We start from the raw sequence: 14911 nt of genomic DNA on the forward strand, positions 1-14911 counted from the left end.
ATCAGAGTGAAGCGCTCACTCCGCCGCCTTGGTGGGCGTGTCCGGTGTCACCGGCAGGGCGGGCGCGCTTTCGGCGGCTTCCCGGACGCCCCTGGCATAGGCCGGATGTACGCGCTCCAGCACCGCGTACCAGCGTTCCTTGACCGCGTCCGAGCAGGGCGCCATGGCGCCGGCCATGTTCTGGTGCAGGCGCTTGCGCGCGTCATCGTCCAGAACCTCCAGATACAGCGCGCGGGGCTGGACGAAATCGTCCTCCGTGACCTCTTGCGGATAGCGATAGGCCTCTGCGTCGATCTTCAGTGGCGGCTCCTGCACCGAGGGGTCGGGGCGCGGCGCGTCCTCGTACTGGTTGGGCTCGTAATAGGCATCCGGGTTGCCGGTGTCGTTCCGGAAAAAGCGCATCGCGCCGTCCTTGTGGTAATGCGCGACCGGGGCCTTGGGGGCGTTGGCGGGCAGCGCCTCGTAATGCGTGCCAAGGCGGTAGCGGTGCGCATCGGCGTAGGAGAAGATCCGCGCCTGCAGCATCTTGTCGGGGCTGAAGCCGATGCCCGGCACCACGTTCGACGGCGAATAGGCGGCGTTCTCGACCATCTGGAAGTAGTTCTCGGGCAGGGTGTGCATCTCCAGCTCGCCGACCTCGATCAGCGGATAGTCGGCATGCGGCCAGACCTTGGTCAGGTCGAAGGGGTTGAAGGGGAACCTGTCTTCCTCGCCTTCCTTCATCACCTGAATGAACAGCGTCCACTTCGGGAACGTGCCTTCGGAGACCATGGTCCAGAGGTCCTCCTGAAAGCTCTCCCGGGTCTCGCCGATCAGCTTCTTTGCTTCCTCGTTGGTGTGGTTCTCGATGGGCTGCTGGCAGCGGAAGTGGAACTTCACCCAATGCCGCTCTCCGGCCTCGTTCCACATGCTGAACGTGTGCGAGCCATAGCCGTGCATATGCGCGGGGTTCTTCGGAATGCCCCGGTCGGACATCAGGATCGTCACCTGATGCACCGATTCCGGCTGGCCCGCCCAGAAGTCGAACATCGCCTCGGGCGAGCGCAGGTTGGTCTGGGGGTGGCGTTTCTGCGTGCGGATGAAGTCGGGGAACTTGTAGGCGTCGCGGACGAAGAAGATGGGGGTGTTGTTGCCCACCATGTCCCAATTGCCTTCCTCGGTGTAGAACTTCAGGCTGAAGCCGCGCACGTCGCGCTCGGCATCCGCCGCGCCCTGTTCCCCCGCCACGGTGGACCAGCGCGACAGCACCTCGGTCTGCTTGCCGATCTCGCTGAAGAGCTTCGCGCGGGTGTATTTCGTGATGTCATGGGTGACGGTGAAGGTGCCCTGAAGGCCCCAGCCCTTGGCGTGGACCGCGCGCTCTGGGATGCGCTCGCGGTTCTGATGGGCGAGTTTCTCGATCAGCTGGTAGTCTTCCAGCAGCACCGGGCCGCGGGCGCCCGCGGTCTTCGACGTCTCGTTGGTGGGGACCGGCGCGCCGGCGCTTGTTGTCTGCCGTTTCGACATGGGAATGCTCCTTTGTGCTGCCGGGAAAATGCGGGGGTGAATCGATAGGTTCCATTGAAAGAACCTGTCGGAGCGATAGGGAAATCCTTTGCCTCGCCCGCCTGTCGGCAGGCGACCGGGTGGGGGCTTTGCCCCCGCTCGCTGCGCTCGCCCCCCCAAGGTATTGGGGGACCAAAGAAGCGGGGGGCGCGGCTTTTGCGGGGTTTGCGCGGCATGCATGGCGCTGCGTCATCCGGGGCACTGGCTTTTTCGCGGGCGGGGGGTTACCTAGACAGAAAGACCGGAGCCCGAGAAAGGCCGCCATCCCATGCGCGATCTCAAGATCCCCCAGGAACGCCACCCCGAGAAGGCCCACCGCAGGGACAATGCCCAGCCGAAGAAGCCGGACTGGATCCGGGTGAAGGCGCCCGGCGGCAAGGGCTATGCCGAGACGCGGCGGATCATGCAGGACAACAACCTGGTGACCGTCTGCCAGGAGGCGGGCTGTCCCAATGTCGGCGAATGCTGGAGCCAGGGCCACGCGACCATGATGATCATGGGCGAGATCTGTACGCGCGGCTGCACCTTCTGCAATGTCGCCACCGGGCGGCCCGATACGCTGGATGTCTTCGAGCCGGGGCGGGTGGCCGATGCGGTGCAGAAGCTGGGGCTGAACCATGTCGTGATCACGAGCGTCGACCGCGACGACCTGGAGGACGGCGGGGCGGAGCATTTCGCCCAGACCATCCGCGCCGTGCGGCATCGCGCGCCGGGCACGACCATCGAGATCCTGACGCCCGACTTTCTGAAATGCGGGCCGGAGGCGCTGGAGATCGTCGTGGCCGCCAAGCCGGATGTCTTCAACCACAACCTCGAGACCGTGCCGGGGCTGTACCCCGAGGTGCGGCCCGGGGCGCGGTATTTCCATTCGCTGCGCCTGTTACAGCGGGTGAAGGAACTGGATCCGCATATCTTCACCAAGTCCGGCATCATGGTCGGCCTTGGCGAGGACGCGCAGTCGGTGCGGCAGGTCATGGACGACATGCGCGCGGCGGACGTGGATTTCCTGACCATCGGCCAGTACCTGCAACCGACGCCCAAGCACCACAGGGTGGACCGCTTTGTGCATCCCGACGAGTTCGCGGCCTATGAAAAGGCGGCTTTCGGTAAGGGCTTCCTGATGGTCTCGGCCACGCCGCTGACGCGGTCGAGCTACCACGCGGGCGACGATTTCGCCCGGCTGCGGGACGCGCGCGAGGCGAAGCTGGCCAAGGCCTGAGGGCAGGCTGGCCGATCTGTCCGGGCCGCTTTCGTCGTGCGTGTTGGTCGATCTGGTGCGGTCTTGCACTGAGGCCGGAGAGAGTGAAGCCGGGTTCGGCTGCCAACCAATGGATATAGGAATGCGCCGCGGACCCGGGTCTGCGGCGCTTTCTTATTTGTCGGTCTGCCGGGGCAGGGGGTGTCACTCGCCCAGCGGCGGCAGGGCCTTGACGTAGGCGGCGACAGCCTTGCGGTCCTCTGCCGTAAGCTGCGAGAAGTTCTCGACCACCTCGGCCATGTGACCGCCGACCGCGTCGAATTCCGGCGTGAAGCCGGTTTCGAGGTAATAGGCCACGTCCTCTGCCGACCACGACAGCTTGTCAGGGGTCAGCGGCGGGATACTGCCCTCGCCCGAGGGGTTCGGCGCGCCGCCCATCCAGCGGCCCCGGTCCAGCCCGCCCAAGGCATTGCGCGGCGTGTGGCATTCGGCGCAATGGGCCAGCGCCTCGACAAGATAGCGGCCGCGTTCCAGGTTGGGGTCCACGTCCATCACGAAGCTCTCGCGGAAGAACAGCAGCTTCCAGCCGCCAAGCGAGCGACGGATGTTGAACGGAAAGCCCACGTCATGGGCCTGCGACGCCGTGCCATCGGCGGGCAGGGTCTGCATGTAGGCCCAGAGGTCCGCGACGTCCTGCGGCTCCATCTTGGAATAGGCGGTGTAGGGGAAGGCGGGGTAGTAGTGCTGCCCCTGCGGCGAAACACCCTGCGTCAGCGCGTTGGCGAGGTCGGTCAGGGACCAGTCGCCGATCCCGGCCTGCGCGTCGGGGGTGATGTTGGGCGCGTAGAAGGTGCCGAAGTCCGAGGCGAAGGGCTGCCCGCCGACCAGCACCAGCTTGGCCTCGCCCTCGGGCGCGTGGTGGCAGGAGGCGCAGCCGGCGGCGGTGAAGACGGTCTCACCCCGGTCGGCATCGCCGGTGAGGCCCTCGTAGGCCGAGGCATCGACCTGCGAGGGTCCGGTCAGGAACCAGCCGGCCCCGGCCGCGACAATCGCGGCCGGGACCAGGAAGCCAAGGAGCTTCTTCATCCCGGATTACTCGGGCGTGCGGTAGGTGTCGTGGCAGGCCTTGCAGGCATTGCCGAGCGGGCCCATGTTCGGGCCGATGGCGGCCTGACCCTCGCCGATGGCGGCCTGCATGGCGGTCGCGGCCTCACCCAGGGCGGCCCATTTCGAGCCGAAGTCATCCATGTCGGACCAGATCTCGGCCTTGGCGCGGGTGGCATCCAGGTCGTCGACCGAAGTGCCTTCGGGCCACATGGCGTGCTGGCTGACCATGCTCACCGCCACGAGGGAATCGGCGGCGGCCTGCGCGGCCTCCTGGTCGAAATCGACGGTGCCGCGGGCCATGCCGCCGAGCACGCCGAGGTTCAGGGCGAGGATGTTGAACTGGCCCTGACGGGCCTTCACGGCCTGCGGGATTTCCTGGGCAAAGGCGGGGGTGATCATGAGGGCGGTGGCTGCCGCGACTGCAAAAAGCTTTGTCATTGGGTGACTCCCTAAAGTGCAATGGTGCCAGCATACTGTGCATGGTGACTGTGACAATCCTATAGTGCGACAGCCCGACGCAGGCGGCAAGGCGCTGAAAACCCGTCTGAATCACGTTGAATTGACCGGATGCGAGCGCCGCGCCGATGCTTTCGGCAGCGATGGCGTCAGACGATGCAAAAACCGTGCAAACAGGTGCCTTGGCTGTACCTGCTGGCAGGGGGCGGCATTGGGGGGCGCAGCCAGCGGTGTGCCCGGAGGCGAAGGGCCTTCGCCGCGCGCATGGCCTGCGGTGCGCCGCGTGCCAAGGCCCTTTCGCCCGCGCGGTCCGCGTGCGTGAGGCCAAGGGCCTTCGCCGCGTCCGCGCACAGAGGGAGCGTCGCCGGGCAAGGCCCTTGGCGCCGCCGTCAGCCGATCCGCCGGATCGTGACCGCCTGCTCCGACAGCTCTGACGGCGCCTGGTGGTCGATGAAGGCCATGTCGCAGGCGTCGCGGCCCACGGCCCCCCCCTGCCAGCCCGTCGGCGTGGCACGGGCCAGTGGCCATCACCAGGTGCCAGGCCTCGTGCCGCCGGACCTGCGCGACGGCGCGGAAGTCAGAGGGCGTCACCCCCCGGCCCCTGGCGCCGCGCCATCCCGCCCCCGGGCACCCGCGCCAAAAGCGTGGCGGCGACCGCAACGTCGCCGCCGATGCGGATGATCTGCGCGCCCGGCCTGTCCGGGCTTTCCGACAGGCTGCGCTGGCCCTCGGTCTGCGCCGCTGCGCTTACAAGCAGCGCGGTGTTGGCCCTGCGGGCAGCCGTAGCGCCATGTCACGTCCATGGAGATCCTCCTGCCGTCCTTTCGGCAGGCGGCGCCCCCGTGCCGCCTAGTCCGTGAAGCGGACCTTTCCGATGTAGGGCAGGTTCCGGTTGCGTTGGGCGAAGTCGATGCCGTAGCCCACGACAAACTCGTCGGGGATCTCGAAGCCCAGCCAGTCCGAGCGGAAATCGACCTCGCGGCGCGTGGGCTTGTCGAGCAGCGCGATGCTTTTCAACCGGGCCGGGCCGCGCGACCGCAGCAGGCCGGTGACGTGGTGCAGCGTGTGGCCGGTGTCGACGATGTCCTCGACCACCAGCACGTCGCGGCCCTCGACGCCAGAGCGCAGGTCCTTGAGGATGCGCACCTCGCGGCTCGATTCCATCGCATCGCCGTAGGAGGAGGCCTCGAGGAAATCGACCTCGACCGGCAGGCGCAGCTCTCGCACGAGGTCGGCGATGAACACGAAAGAGCCGCGCAGCAGCCCCACCACAACCAGCTTTTCGGTATCGGCAAAGGCCGCGTCGATCTCGCGCGCCAGCGCTTCGATGCGGGCGGCGATGGATTTGGCCGAGATCATCTCGTCGACGACATAAGGTCGCTCTGTCATGGTATCCCCTTGAATATTTGCGCCCCCTATACGACATCAGCGCCCATTGTGCCCCACCAAAAAGAGCGACATGCCGACACATTCCGAGACCAAGACGCTGCCCTACACGGCCCAGCAGATGTACGATCTGGTGGCGGATGTGGCGAGTTATCCGAAGTTCCTGCCCTGGACCGCCGCCGCGCGCATCCGCAGGACCGAGGACAAGGGCGACCACACGGAGATGCTGGCGGACCTCGTGATCTCGTTCAAGGTGTTCCGCGAGACCTTCGGCTCGCGGGTGGTGCTGTGGCCCGAGGCGATGAAGATCGACACCGAATACCTTGACGGGCCGTTCAGGCACATGAAGTCGAACTGGGCCTTCAAGGATGTCGACGGCGGCTGCGAGGTCGCGTTCTTCGTGGATTTCGAGTTCAAGAACAGGCTGTTGCAAAGCGCGGCGGGGATGTTCTTCTACGAGGCGATGCAGCGCATCGTGCGGGCCTTCGAACGGCGGGCGGCTGAACTCTACGGCTGAAGCGCCGCGTTAACCACAGGGTAGGATCGGCGGCGACCTGCCAAGGTTTCGCCCGATTTCGCGACCAGAGTCCCACCATTCGCAAGGGAGGGACCAATTCATGACGTCCATCTTCACGGCAGCCGCCTATGCGCCCGCCGCGCAGCAGGTCCAGCGCCCCGGCGCGTCGGCGGATGGGACGCCCCCGGGACAGGCAAGGAAAGAGGCCGGTGCCTCTTCTGCCGCGCCCAACGGCGCCGGTCTGCCTGTTGCCACGGGGCAGGTGACGCAGGCAACGGGGGCCAACCCGGCCCCGGCGGCGACGCCGACCGCGGCCAGCGCGCAAACGGTCAGGGCCTTCGCGGCGGCGGTGAACGGAAGGGGCGACCCGGTGGCGCCAGAGGATATCGCCTGCGCGGCGGGGCAGGGCTACCGGGATGCCGCCGGGACCATGGCGGGGGGCGAGACCGGCAAGCTGCTGATCACGGCGTAACGGCCCGGTCCCCTTGCGGGCGGATGGTCGGGCCTGGGTCGGGTGCTTTCTGTCCGTGGCCTGTCTTGGCACGGCCTGCCATCGCTGGGCAGGTGGGGCCGTCGCGCGTCCTTAGCCCAATGCGCCAAGGATCAGCGACAGCGCGTGATCGCGGGCGGCAAGGCGCACCTCTGCACGGCCCAGGGCGCCGTGGTCGATGGTCTGGGCCGTGACCCCCGTTGCGGTGGCAAGGCCATAGCAGACACGGCCCTCGGGCTTGAACTCGGACCCGCCGGGTCCGGCGATGCCGCTGATCGCCACGGCGATATCCGCGCCCGCCCGGACCCGCGCGCCCTGCGCCATCTCGCGCACGACCTCTTCCGAGACGGCGCCGTGCGCCTCCAGCGTTTCGGGGTGGACGCCCAGAAGGTCGACCTTGGCGCCGTTGGAATAGGTGACAAAGCCGTAGGCGAAGACGGCGGAGGACCCGGCCACATCGGTGATCGCGGCGGCCACCTGGCCGCCGGTGCAGCTTTCGGCGCAGGTGACGGTGACACCCCGCGCGCTGGCCTGTTCCACGATCTGCCGGGCGAGCGGGCTCACATCAGCACCCCGTGCGCGAGACCTGCCAGCAGGATCGAGACCACTGCCGCCATGATGCCCGCGACGACATCGTCCAGCATCACCCCGCCCGCGTCGCCGCGCGCGTCCATGCGGCCCACCAGCCAGGGCTTCCAGATGTCGAAGAGGCGGAACAGCACGAAGCCCGCGACCCAGCCGGGCCAGAGCCGCCAAGGGTCGACACCCATCATGCCCGCACCGTAGCCCACCGGGAACAGCGCGATCCACTGGCCGACAAGCTCGTCCACCACCACCCAGGACGGGTCATGCTCGCCGTCCCGCGTGACCTCTGCGGTGGCGTACCACCCCAGCGCAAGGGCCGCGACGGTGGCGATCAGCAGCAGCCAGAAGCCGCCCAGCAGCAGGATGCCATAGGCCAGCGGCAGCGCCGCAAGCGATCCCCATGTGCCCGGCGCGGGCCTAAGATAGCCGACGCCACCGACCGATGCGATCCACCTCATGGCTTCACCAGCGTCGCGGTGGCAAGCGCCGCGATGCCTTCTTCGCGGCCCGTGAAGCCCAGCCGTTCCGAGGTGGTGGCCTTCACCGACACCCGGTCCTCGTCAAGGCCCAGCAGGCGCGCCATCCTTGCCCGCATGGCGGCGGCATGGGGGCCGACCTTGGGCCGCTCGCAAATCAGGGTAATGTCCACGTTGGATATCCCGAACCCCTTCTGCCGCGCCATTTCGGCGGCATGGGTCAGGAATATCTCGCTGGCCGCGCCTTTCCACTGCGGATCGGAGGGCGGGAAGTGCTGGCCGATGTCGCCCTCGGCCATGGCGCCGTACAGCGCGTCGGTCACCGCATGCATCCCGACATCGGCATCGGAATGGCCCTTGAGCTTGCGGTCATGCGGGACGCGCACACCGCAGAGGATGACGTGGTCGCCCTCTTCAAAAGCATGTACGTCAAAGCCGTTCCCGACGCGGATATCCATGGTGTCTTCCTTCAGCAGGCGCGCTGCCCGGGCAAAATCCTCGGGCAGGGTGATCTTCAGGTTGGCTTCATCGCCCGGAACGATGGTGACGTCCAGACCGGCGGCACGGGCCACCTCGACATCGTCGGCGGCGCCGCCCGGATGGGCGCGGTGCGCGGCAAGAATGTCGGGAAAGTGGAAGCCCTGCGGCGTCTGCGCCCGGTACAGGCCGCTGCGGTCCTGCGTACCGGTGACCCGTTCCCCGGCGCCGGTCCAGAGCGCGTCGGACACGGGCAGGGCGGGCGCGGCCCCGGCGGCGGTTTCCAGCGCGGCGCGCACGCGGGCGATGGTATGCGGGGGGGTGCAGGGCCGCGCCACGTCCTGGATAAGCACCGCGTCGGGGGCATCGGCCAAGAGGGCCTCTAGCCCGGCGCGCACCGAATCCGCGCGCTCGGCGCCGCCCTCGACCAGCGTCACGGGCAGCCCGGCGCAGGCGGCCTCGGCCCGGGCGCGGTCGTCGCGGTGGATGACCATGACGGTCGGCCCCAGTCCGGCGAAGCGTTCCAGCGTCCAGCGGGCGACGGGCTTTCCGGCAAGGTCTTGCCACTGTTTGGGCAGCTCGCCGCCCGCGCGGGTGCCGCGTCCGGCGGCGACAATCAGGACTGCGCAACGCATCATTCTGATATCCTTTCGCTTTCGCCCTTCTAAGAGCGGCAGGCCGGCGTTGCAAACGCCCTGCGCGCATGCCTAAATTTTAAGCATATGCGCATTTTGTCCGCGTGAAATCCGGCCCGAAACATTGAACAAATACAGGGTTCACGGTAATTCGACCCATAACCAGCCCCATCCGGGGAAAACGCACAAGGACTGGGCATTTGCGCCTGACACTCGGCAACCGTGACATTCTGCCTCCGGTGATGCTGGCCCCGCTGGCCGGAATCACCGATCTGCCTTTTCGCACGCTGGTCTCGGGCTTTGGCGCCGGGCTGGTGGTCTCCGAGATGATCGCCAGCGGCGAGTTCCTGACCGCGCGCCCCGGCACCCGCGAGAAGGCGGAACTGGGCGCGGCGGTCGAGAACACCTCTGTCCAGATCGCCGGGCGCGAGCCGGGGCCCATGGCCGAGGCCGCGCGGCAGGTGGCGGACATGGGCGCCCGGGTGATCGACATCAACATGGGCTGCCCGGCCAAGAAGGTGACGGGCGGCTGGTCCGGTTCGGCGCTGATGCAGGTGCCCGACCACGCGCTGCGCCTGATCGAGGCGGTGGTGGGCGCCGTCGACCTGCCGGTGACGCTGAAGACCCGGCTGGGCTGGGACGACGCGGCGCTGAACGCGCCCGAGCTCGCGAAACGGGCCGAAGGCGCGGGGGTGCAGATGGTGGTGATCCATGGCCGCACGCGCTGCCAGTTCTACAAGGGCCGCGCCGACTGGGCGGCGATCCGCGCGGTGAAAGAGGCGGTGACGATCCCGGTGGTCGCCAATGGCGACATCACCGATGCCGCGACCGCGCGCGAGGCGCTGCGCCTGTCGGGCGCAGACGGGGTGATGATCGGTCGCGGCGCGCAGGGCGCCCCCTGGCTGCTGGCCGAGGTGGCGTCCCAGCTGACCGGATCGCCGCCGCCTGAGATCCCGCAAGGAATAGAGCTTATCGACATGGTTTCAGGACATTACGAGGCGATGCTCAGCTTCTACGGCCCCGAGCTGGGCAACCGCGTCGCGCGCAAGCATCTGGGCTGGTACATGGACCGCGCGGGCACGCCCGCGACGCTGCGCAAGCCGCTGATGACAGAGCGCGACACCGCCCGCGTGCTGCGCCTGCTGCCCGAGGCCCTTGCCTGCGAAAGCGAGGCGGCATGACCGGACCCACAGAGATGCAGATCTGGTCCTCGCTGCCGGTTCCGGCGATCCTGATCGACGAATACGAAAAGATCGCCGAGATGAATCCCGCCGCCGAGGGCTTCTTCAACAATTCCGCCAAGTGGTTGACGGGGCAGCCGATCTGGGACCGGCTGGCCGTCGATGCGCCGCTGGAGGAAAGCCTGCAACGGGCCCGCGAACACGGCACGCCGCTGTTCGTGAACGACGTCGACGTGGGCACCGGCGCGCGGCCGCCGCTGGTCTGCAACCTGCAATTCGCGCCGATGCAGGGGCGCGAGGGCTGGATGATCATGCTGATTTCCCCGCGAGAGCTGGCGGGCCGCATGACCCAGAGCCACAGCGTGAAATCGGCGGCGAAATCCGCCATCGGCATGGCCGAGATGCTGGCGCATGAGATCAAGAACCCGCTGGCGGGCATCACCGGGGCGGCGCAGCTTCTCAGCATGAGCTTACCCAAGGGAGACCTTGAATTTACGGACCTTATCGTTGCCGAAACCCGGCGTATCGTGAAGCTGCTGGAGCAGGTGGAGCAGTTCGGCAACCTCTCTCCGCCGGAACAGCGCCCGGTCAATATCCACGATGTGCTGGACCGCGCGCGGCGCTCGGCCCTGCTGGGCTTTGGCGGGCACATGAAGATCATCGAGGATTACGACCCCTCGCTGCCCATGGCGCTTGGCGACCCGGACCAGCTGTTGCAGGTGGTGCTGAACCTGATCAAGAACGCCTCCGAGGCGGCGGACCCGAAGACCGGCGGCACGATCCGTCTGCATACCTTCTACGAGCACAGCTTTCGCCTGCGCCGCGCCGATGGCAGCGGGCAGACGCTGCCCCTTCAGATCGAGATCATCGACGACGGTCCCGGCCTGCCCGAGGACATCAAGGGCGACATCTTCGACCCCTTCGTCTCGGGAAAAGAGAACGGCACCGGGCTGGGGCTGGCGCTGGTGAGCAAGATCATTTCCGACCATGGCGGCTGGATTTCGGTGGACTCGGTCCCCGGCCGGACGTTGTTCCGCATCTCGCTGCCGCGCGCGCCGCGCCCCGCAGCCATCGAGGAGACCGAGTGATGGATGGCACAGTTCTGGTTGCCGACGACGACCGCACGATCCGCACGGTTCTGACGCAGGCCCTGACCCGCGCCGGCTGCAAGGTCCACGCGACTTCTTCGCTGACGACGCTGATGCGCTGGGTCAGCGAGGGGAAGGGCGATGTGGTGATCTCGGACGTGATGATGCCCGACGGCAACGGGCTGGAGATGCTGCCCAAGATCGCCGAGGACCGGCCCGGGCTGCCGGTGATCGTGATCTCGGCGCAGAACACCATCATGACCGCCATTCAGGCCGCCGAGGCCGAGGCCTACGATTATCTGCCAAAACCCTTCGATCTGCCGGATCTGATGAAGCGCACGGCGCGGGCGCTGGAGAACCGCAACAAGCAGCCGCGCCGGGACGAGCCGGTGGTGGGCGCGGACGAGCCGGACGAGCTGCCGCTGGTGGGCAAGACCCCGGCGATGCAGGCACTGTACCGCCTTGTCGCAAGGGTCATGAATACCGACCTGCCGGTGCTGATCACCGGCGAAAGCGGCACCGGCAAAAGCCTGATCGCCCGCGCGCTGCACGATTTCAGCGACCGGCGCAGCTTGCCCTTCGTCACCGTCACCGGGGCCGACCTGTCCGACCTCGACGGCCCGGCGCGGGTGCTGGCGCGGGTCAGGGGCGGCACGCTGCTGATCGACGAGATTGCCGATATCGACGACGAGGTGCAGGGCCGCATCGTGCGCATGATGGACGTGCCCGGCGAACATGTGCCGCGTTTTCTGGCGTCTTCGCAATACGATCCGCAAAGCCTGACCGAGACCGGCAAGGTCCGGCATGACCTGTTTTATCGGCTCGACGGGGCGGCGATCGCCGTGCCCTCGCTGCGCGAGCGGGTCGAGGATATCCCGCTTCTGGCAGAGCATTTCCTGCTGCGGGCCGAACGCGACGGCGCGGCGAAGCGCTGGTTGTCCGAGGGCGCGGCAGAGCTGTTCCGCGTCTATTCCTGGCCCGGCAACGTGCGCCAGCTGGAAAACGCGGTGCGGCGGCTGTCGCTGACCAGCCGCTCCGAGGAAATCACCCGGGCCGAGGTCGAGGCGGTGCTGGGCAATCAGCCGGAAACCGGCCCGGTGCTGCGCGGCGGCGATGGCGACAAGCTGGCCGACAGCGTCTCGCGCCACCTGCGGCGCTACTTCGACCTGCACGGGGCCATGCTGCCGCCGCCGGGACTGTACGGACGCATCCTGCGCGAAATCGAGGCGCCGCTGATCGAGATCGCGCTGGAGGCGACGGGCGGCAACCAGGCCAAATGCGCCGACCTTCTGGGCATCAACCGCAATACTCTGCGCAAGAAGATCACCGACCTCGATATTCGCGTGACACGCCGCCGCAAGTTGATGTAAAAAGACCACAGGACTGTGGCCCCGTTGCCCCATGGGTAGGAGAAGGCCACAGCATAAGGCGGACGCTGCCAACGAGCAGCACATCATGGTGAGAGGTGGTTGTGGCGACAAGGGCACGACCCATGTTTCGGTCGCCGACCTGGGCGTTTCTTATGCGCCTGCGTCGGCAAAGGTGGTTTCACAACCTGGTGACCCTTGCGCTGGTCGCGCTGGGGCCGATCCTTGCCTTCTGTACCTTCCTCGTTCTCGGCCCTCTGGATCAGGGCGGCTCTTCGCTGTCGCTGCGGCTGGTGCTGCTGGCGGACCTTGTCTACACGCTGCTGCTGGCGGCTTTGGTGCTGGCGCGGGTGGCGCGCATGGTGGCCGCGCGGCGGCGCGAATCCGCCGGGTCGCGGCTGCACCTGCGGCTGACGCTGGGCTTTGCCATGATGGCGCTTTTGCCCACCGTGACGGTGGCCGTCTTTGCCGTGCTGACCATCAATATCGGGCTGGAGACTTGGTTTTCCAGCCGGGTGCAGAACGTCGTCGGCGCCTCGCTGGAGGCCGCGGAAAGCTACGAGGCCGAGGCGCGCGCCGGGCTGGAACAGGATGCCGCCGCGCTCGGCGCCTTCCTGGATGCCTCGCGCCGCGCGTCCTTCGTCATGGATGACGGCGAATTGCGGCGCATGCTGGGGCAGGGGCAGGCACAGATCCAGCGCGGGCTGCGCGAGGCCTATGTCATCGACGGCACCGGGGCGATCCGCGCCCGGGGCGAACGGTCCTATCTCTTCGATTTCGAACAACCCACCGAGACGGATTTCGCGCAGGCGGACAAGGCCGGCATCGCGCTGATCCCGGACTGGGACAATGGCGAATTCCGAGCGCTGCTGCCGCTGCGGGCCTTCGTTGACCGCTATCTTTACATCTCGCGCGCGGTGGACGGCAAGCTGCTGAACCTGCTCGATGAAACGCAGGAGACCGCGCGGTTCTACCAGCAGCAGGAGACAGAGCGCGGGCGCCGCCTGTTCGACTTCGCGCTGCTGTACCTTGGCTTTGCGCTGCTGCTGATCCTTGCCGCCACCTGGGCGGGCCTGTTGTTCGCCGAACGCCTCAGCCGTCCCGTGGGCCGCCTGACCGACGGCGCGCAGCGCGTCGGCGGGGGCGATCTGGACGTTCAGGTCGTAGAGGACGACGGCGACGACGAAATCTCGCAGCTGGGGCGCTACTTCAATCAGATGACCCGCCAGCTGAAGGCGCAGCGCGAGACGCTGCTGGAGAACACGCGCCAGATCGAGCGCCGCCAGCGGCTGTTCGATTCCGTGCTGTCCTCGGTGACCTCGGGGGTCGTGGGGCTGGACGCCGAGGGCAAGGTGACCTTCGTCAACCGCTCTGCCGAACGCCTGCTGGGCTGGCACGAAACCCACCGCTCGGTGCCCCTGGGCGTCGCGGTGCCCGAATTCGGCGCGCTCTTCGACCGGCTTCGCGCGGATGCGCTGGAGACCGCGCAGGAAGAGGTCAAGGTCAGCCGGGAGGGGCGGCTGGAGCACCTCTTGGTGCGCCTGTCCACCCGCCGCCGCGCCGACCGCTCGCTTGAAGGGTACGTGGTGGCCTTCGACGACGTCACCAACCTTGTCAGCGCGCAGCGCATGGCGGCCTGGGGTGACGTGGCGCGCCGCATCGCGCATGAGATCAAGAATCCGCTGACGCCGATCCAGCTGTCCGCCGAGCGCATCAAACGCAAGTTCGGGCGGCACCTGCCCGAGGACGACGCCCAGAAGCTGGACGACATGACCGGCGTGATCATCCGCCAGACCGGTGATTTGCGCCGCATCGTCGACGAGTTCTCGAAGTTCGCGCGGATGCCCGAGCCCGAGCGCAAGCCCGAGGATCTGGGCGAGATCCTGCGCGGCGCGGTGTTGTTGCAGGAAACCGGTCAGCCGGACGTGCACTTCGTCACCGACCTGCCATCCGACCCGATGCCCGCCGAGCTGGACAGCACCATGATCGGGCAGGCGCTGACCAACCTGATCAAGAACGCGGGCGAGGCCATCGTCACGCTGCAGGAACGGGGCGCGCCCGAGGGCCACGCCCCCGAGATCCGCGTCAGCGCCGCCATCGCCGAGGACGGTCGCGCCGAGATCCGCATCATGGACAACGGCGTCGGCCTGCCCGAGGACCGCGCCAGCCTGTTCGAACCCTACGTGACCACGCGCGACAGCGGCACCGGCCTTGGCCTGCCCATCGTCAAGAAGATCATCGAGGAACACGGCGGCACGCTGGTGCTGGAAGATGCCCCGCCCTTCGGCCCCGAGGCGCATAGCGGCGCCATGGCCCTGATCCGCATGCCCCTGACCCGCCCGGTCCGGGAGGCCCCCGAAGAGGGGCGGGAACTGGAAGATGTTTGATAACCAATACCTGAGA

At 67.6% G+C, this 14911-nt stretch carries 14 protein-coding genes; 7 read left to right on the plus strand and 7 right to left on the minus strand.

The window, feature by feature from the left end; translation table 11 throughout:
• Nucleotides 1-15: 15 nt before the first annotated feature.
• Nucleotides 16-1506 (minus strand): catalase, encoded by a 1491-nt coding sequence (locus ACN5KJ_RS02860; protein WP_418591977.1) that lies wholly within the window; start codon nt 1504-1506, stop codon nt 16-18.
• Between the two features lie 307 nt (nt 1507-1813).
• Here ACN5KJ_RS02860 and lipA point away from each other — a divergent pair, with 307 nt between their 5' ends.
• Complete coding sequence (lipA, locus tag ACN5KJ_RS02865) at nt 1814-2764, plus strand: lipoyl synthase (protein WP_418591978.1); 951 nt, start codon at nt 1814-1816, stop codon at nt 2762-2764.
• A gap of 183 nt (nt 2765-2947) precedes the next feature.
• On the opposite strand, the gene ACN5KJ_RS02870 is transcribed toward lipA, so the two are convergent.
• The 3 genes from ACN5KJ_RS02870 to hpt all read right to left on the minus strand — a co-directional run bounded on the left by ACN5KJ_RS02870 (nt 2948) and on the right by hpt (nt 5695).
• Entirely contained in the window at nt 2948-3829 is an 882-nt protein-coding gene (locus tag ACN5KJ_RS02870) for a c-type cytochrome (RefSeq protein ID WP_418591979.1), read from the minus strand.
• A gap of 6 nt (nt 3830-3835) precedes the next feature.
• Nucleotides 3836-4288 carry a c-type cytochrome gene (locus ACN5KJ_RS02875; RefSeq protein WP_418591980.1) on the minus strand — a complete coding sequence of 151 codons (453 nt, stop codon included), beginning with the start codon at nt 4286-4288 and terminating at the stop codon, nt 3836-3838.
• Nucleotides 4289-5155: 867 nt separating this feature from the next.
• Nucleotides 5156-5695 (minus strand): hypoxanthine phosphoribosyltransferase, encoded by a 540-nt coding sequence (hpt, locus tag ACN5KJ_RS02880; RefSeq protein WP_347167474.1) that lies wholly within the window; start codon nt 5693-5695, stop codon nt 5156-5158.
• A 70-nt stretch (nt 5696-5765) separates the two neighbouring features.
• Here hpt and ACN5KJ_RS02885 point away from each other — a divergent pair, with 70 nt between their 5' ends.
• Nucleotides 5766-6209 (plus strand): type II toxin-antitoxin system RatA family toxin, encoded by a 444-nt coding sequence (locus ACN5KJ_RS02885; protein WP_206565039.1) that lies wholly within the window; start codon nt 5766-5768, stop codon nt 6207-6209.
• A gap of 100 nt (nt 6210-6309) precedes the next feature.
• Complete coding sequence (locus ACN5KJ_RS02890) at nt 6310-6681, plus strand: hypothetical protein (protein WP_418591981.1); 372 nt, start codon at nt 6310-6312, stop codon at nt 6679-6681.
• Between the two features lie 111 nt (nt 6682-6792).
• Here the strand turns inward: ACN5KJ_RS02890 and ACN5KJ_RS02895 are convergent, their stop codons facing one another.
• Genes ACN5KJ_RS02895 through ACN5KJ_RS02905 form a run of 3 tightly spaced genes read right to left on the minus strand, consistent with a single transcriptional unit; the run spans nt 6793 to nt 8872 of the window.
• Entirely contained in the window at nt 6793-7263 is a 471-nt protein-coding gene (locus tag ACN5KJ_RS02895) for a CinA family protein (protein WP_418591982.1), read from the minus strand.
• Nucleotides 7260-7742, minus strand: a complete 483-nt coding sequence (locus ACN5KJ_RS02900) for a phosphatidylglycerophosphatase A (protein ID WP_418591983.1) — start codon at nt 7740-7742, stop codon at nt 7260-7262. The genes ACN5KJ_RS02895 and ACN5KJ_RS02900 overlap by 4 nt, the downstream gene beginning before the upstream one ends.
• Nucleotides 7739-8872, minus strand: coding sequence for a bifunctional 2-C-methyl-D-erythritol 4-phosphate cytidylyltransferase/2-C-methyl-D-erythritol 2,4-cyclodiphosphate synthase (locus tag ACN5KJ_RS02905; RefSeq protein ID WP_418592230.1), 1134 nt, complete (start codon nt 8870-8872; stop codon nt 7739-7741). Before ACN5KJ_RS02905 ends, ACN5KJ_RS02900 begins: the two co-directional genes overlap by 4 nt.
• A gap of 200 nt (nt 8873-9072) precedes the next feature.
• On the opposite strand from ACN5KJ_RS02905, the gene dusB reads away from it, so the two are divergent.
• The 4 genes from dusB (at nt 9073) to ACN5KJ_RS02925 (ending at nt 14895) form a co-directional block, all read left to right on the plus strand.
• Nucleotides 9073-10053 carry a tRNA dihydrouridine synthase DusB gene (dusB, locus tag ACN5KJ_RS02910; protein WP_418591984.1) on the plus strand — a complete coding sequence of 327 codons (981 nt, stop codon included), beginning with the start codon at nt 9073-9075 and terminating at the stop codon, nt 10051-10053.
• Complete coding sequence (locus tag ACN5KJ_RS02915) at nt 10050-11141, plus strand: two-component system sensor histidine kinase NtrB (protein ID WP_418591985.1); 1092 nt, start codon at nt 10050-10052, stop codon at nt 11139-11141. Before dusB ends, ACN5KJ_RS02915 begins: the two co-directional genes overlap by 4 nt.
• Entirely contained in the window at nt 11141-12511 is a 1371-nt protein-coding gene (locus ACN5KJ_RS02920) for a response regulator (protein ID WP_418591986.1), read from the plus strand. Before ACN5KJ_RS02915 ends, ACN5KJ_RS02920 begins: the two co-directional genes overlap by 1 nt.
• 122 nt (nt 12512-12633) lie before the next feature.
• A complete protein-coding gene (locus tag ACN5KJ_RS02925) occupies nt 12634-14895 on the plus strand; it encodes an ATP-binding protein (RefSeq protein ID WP_418591987.1) in 2262 nt (753 codons plus the stop codon).
• Nucleotides 14896-14911: the final 16 nt, after the last annotated feature.

It is taken from the genome of Ponticoccus sp. (in: a-proteobacteria) (assembly GCF_048381735.1).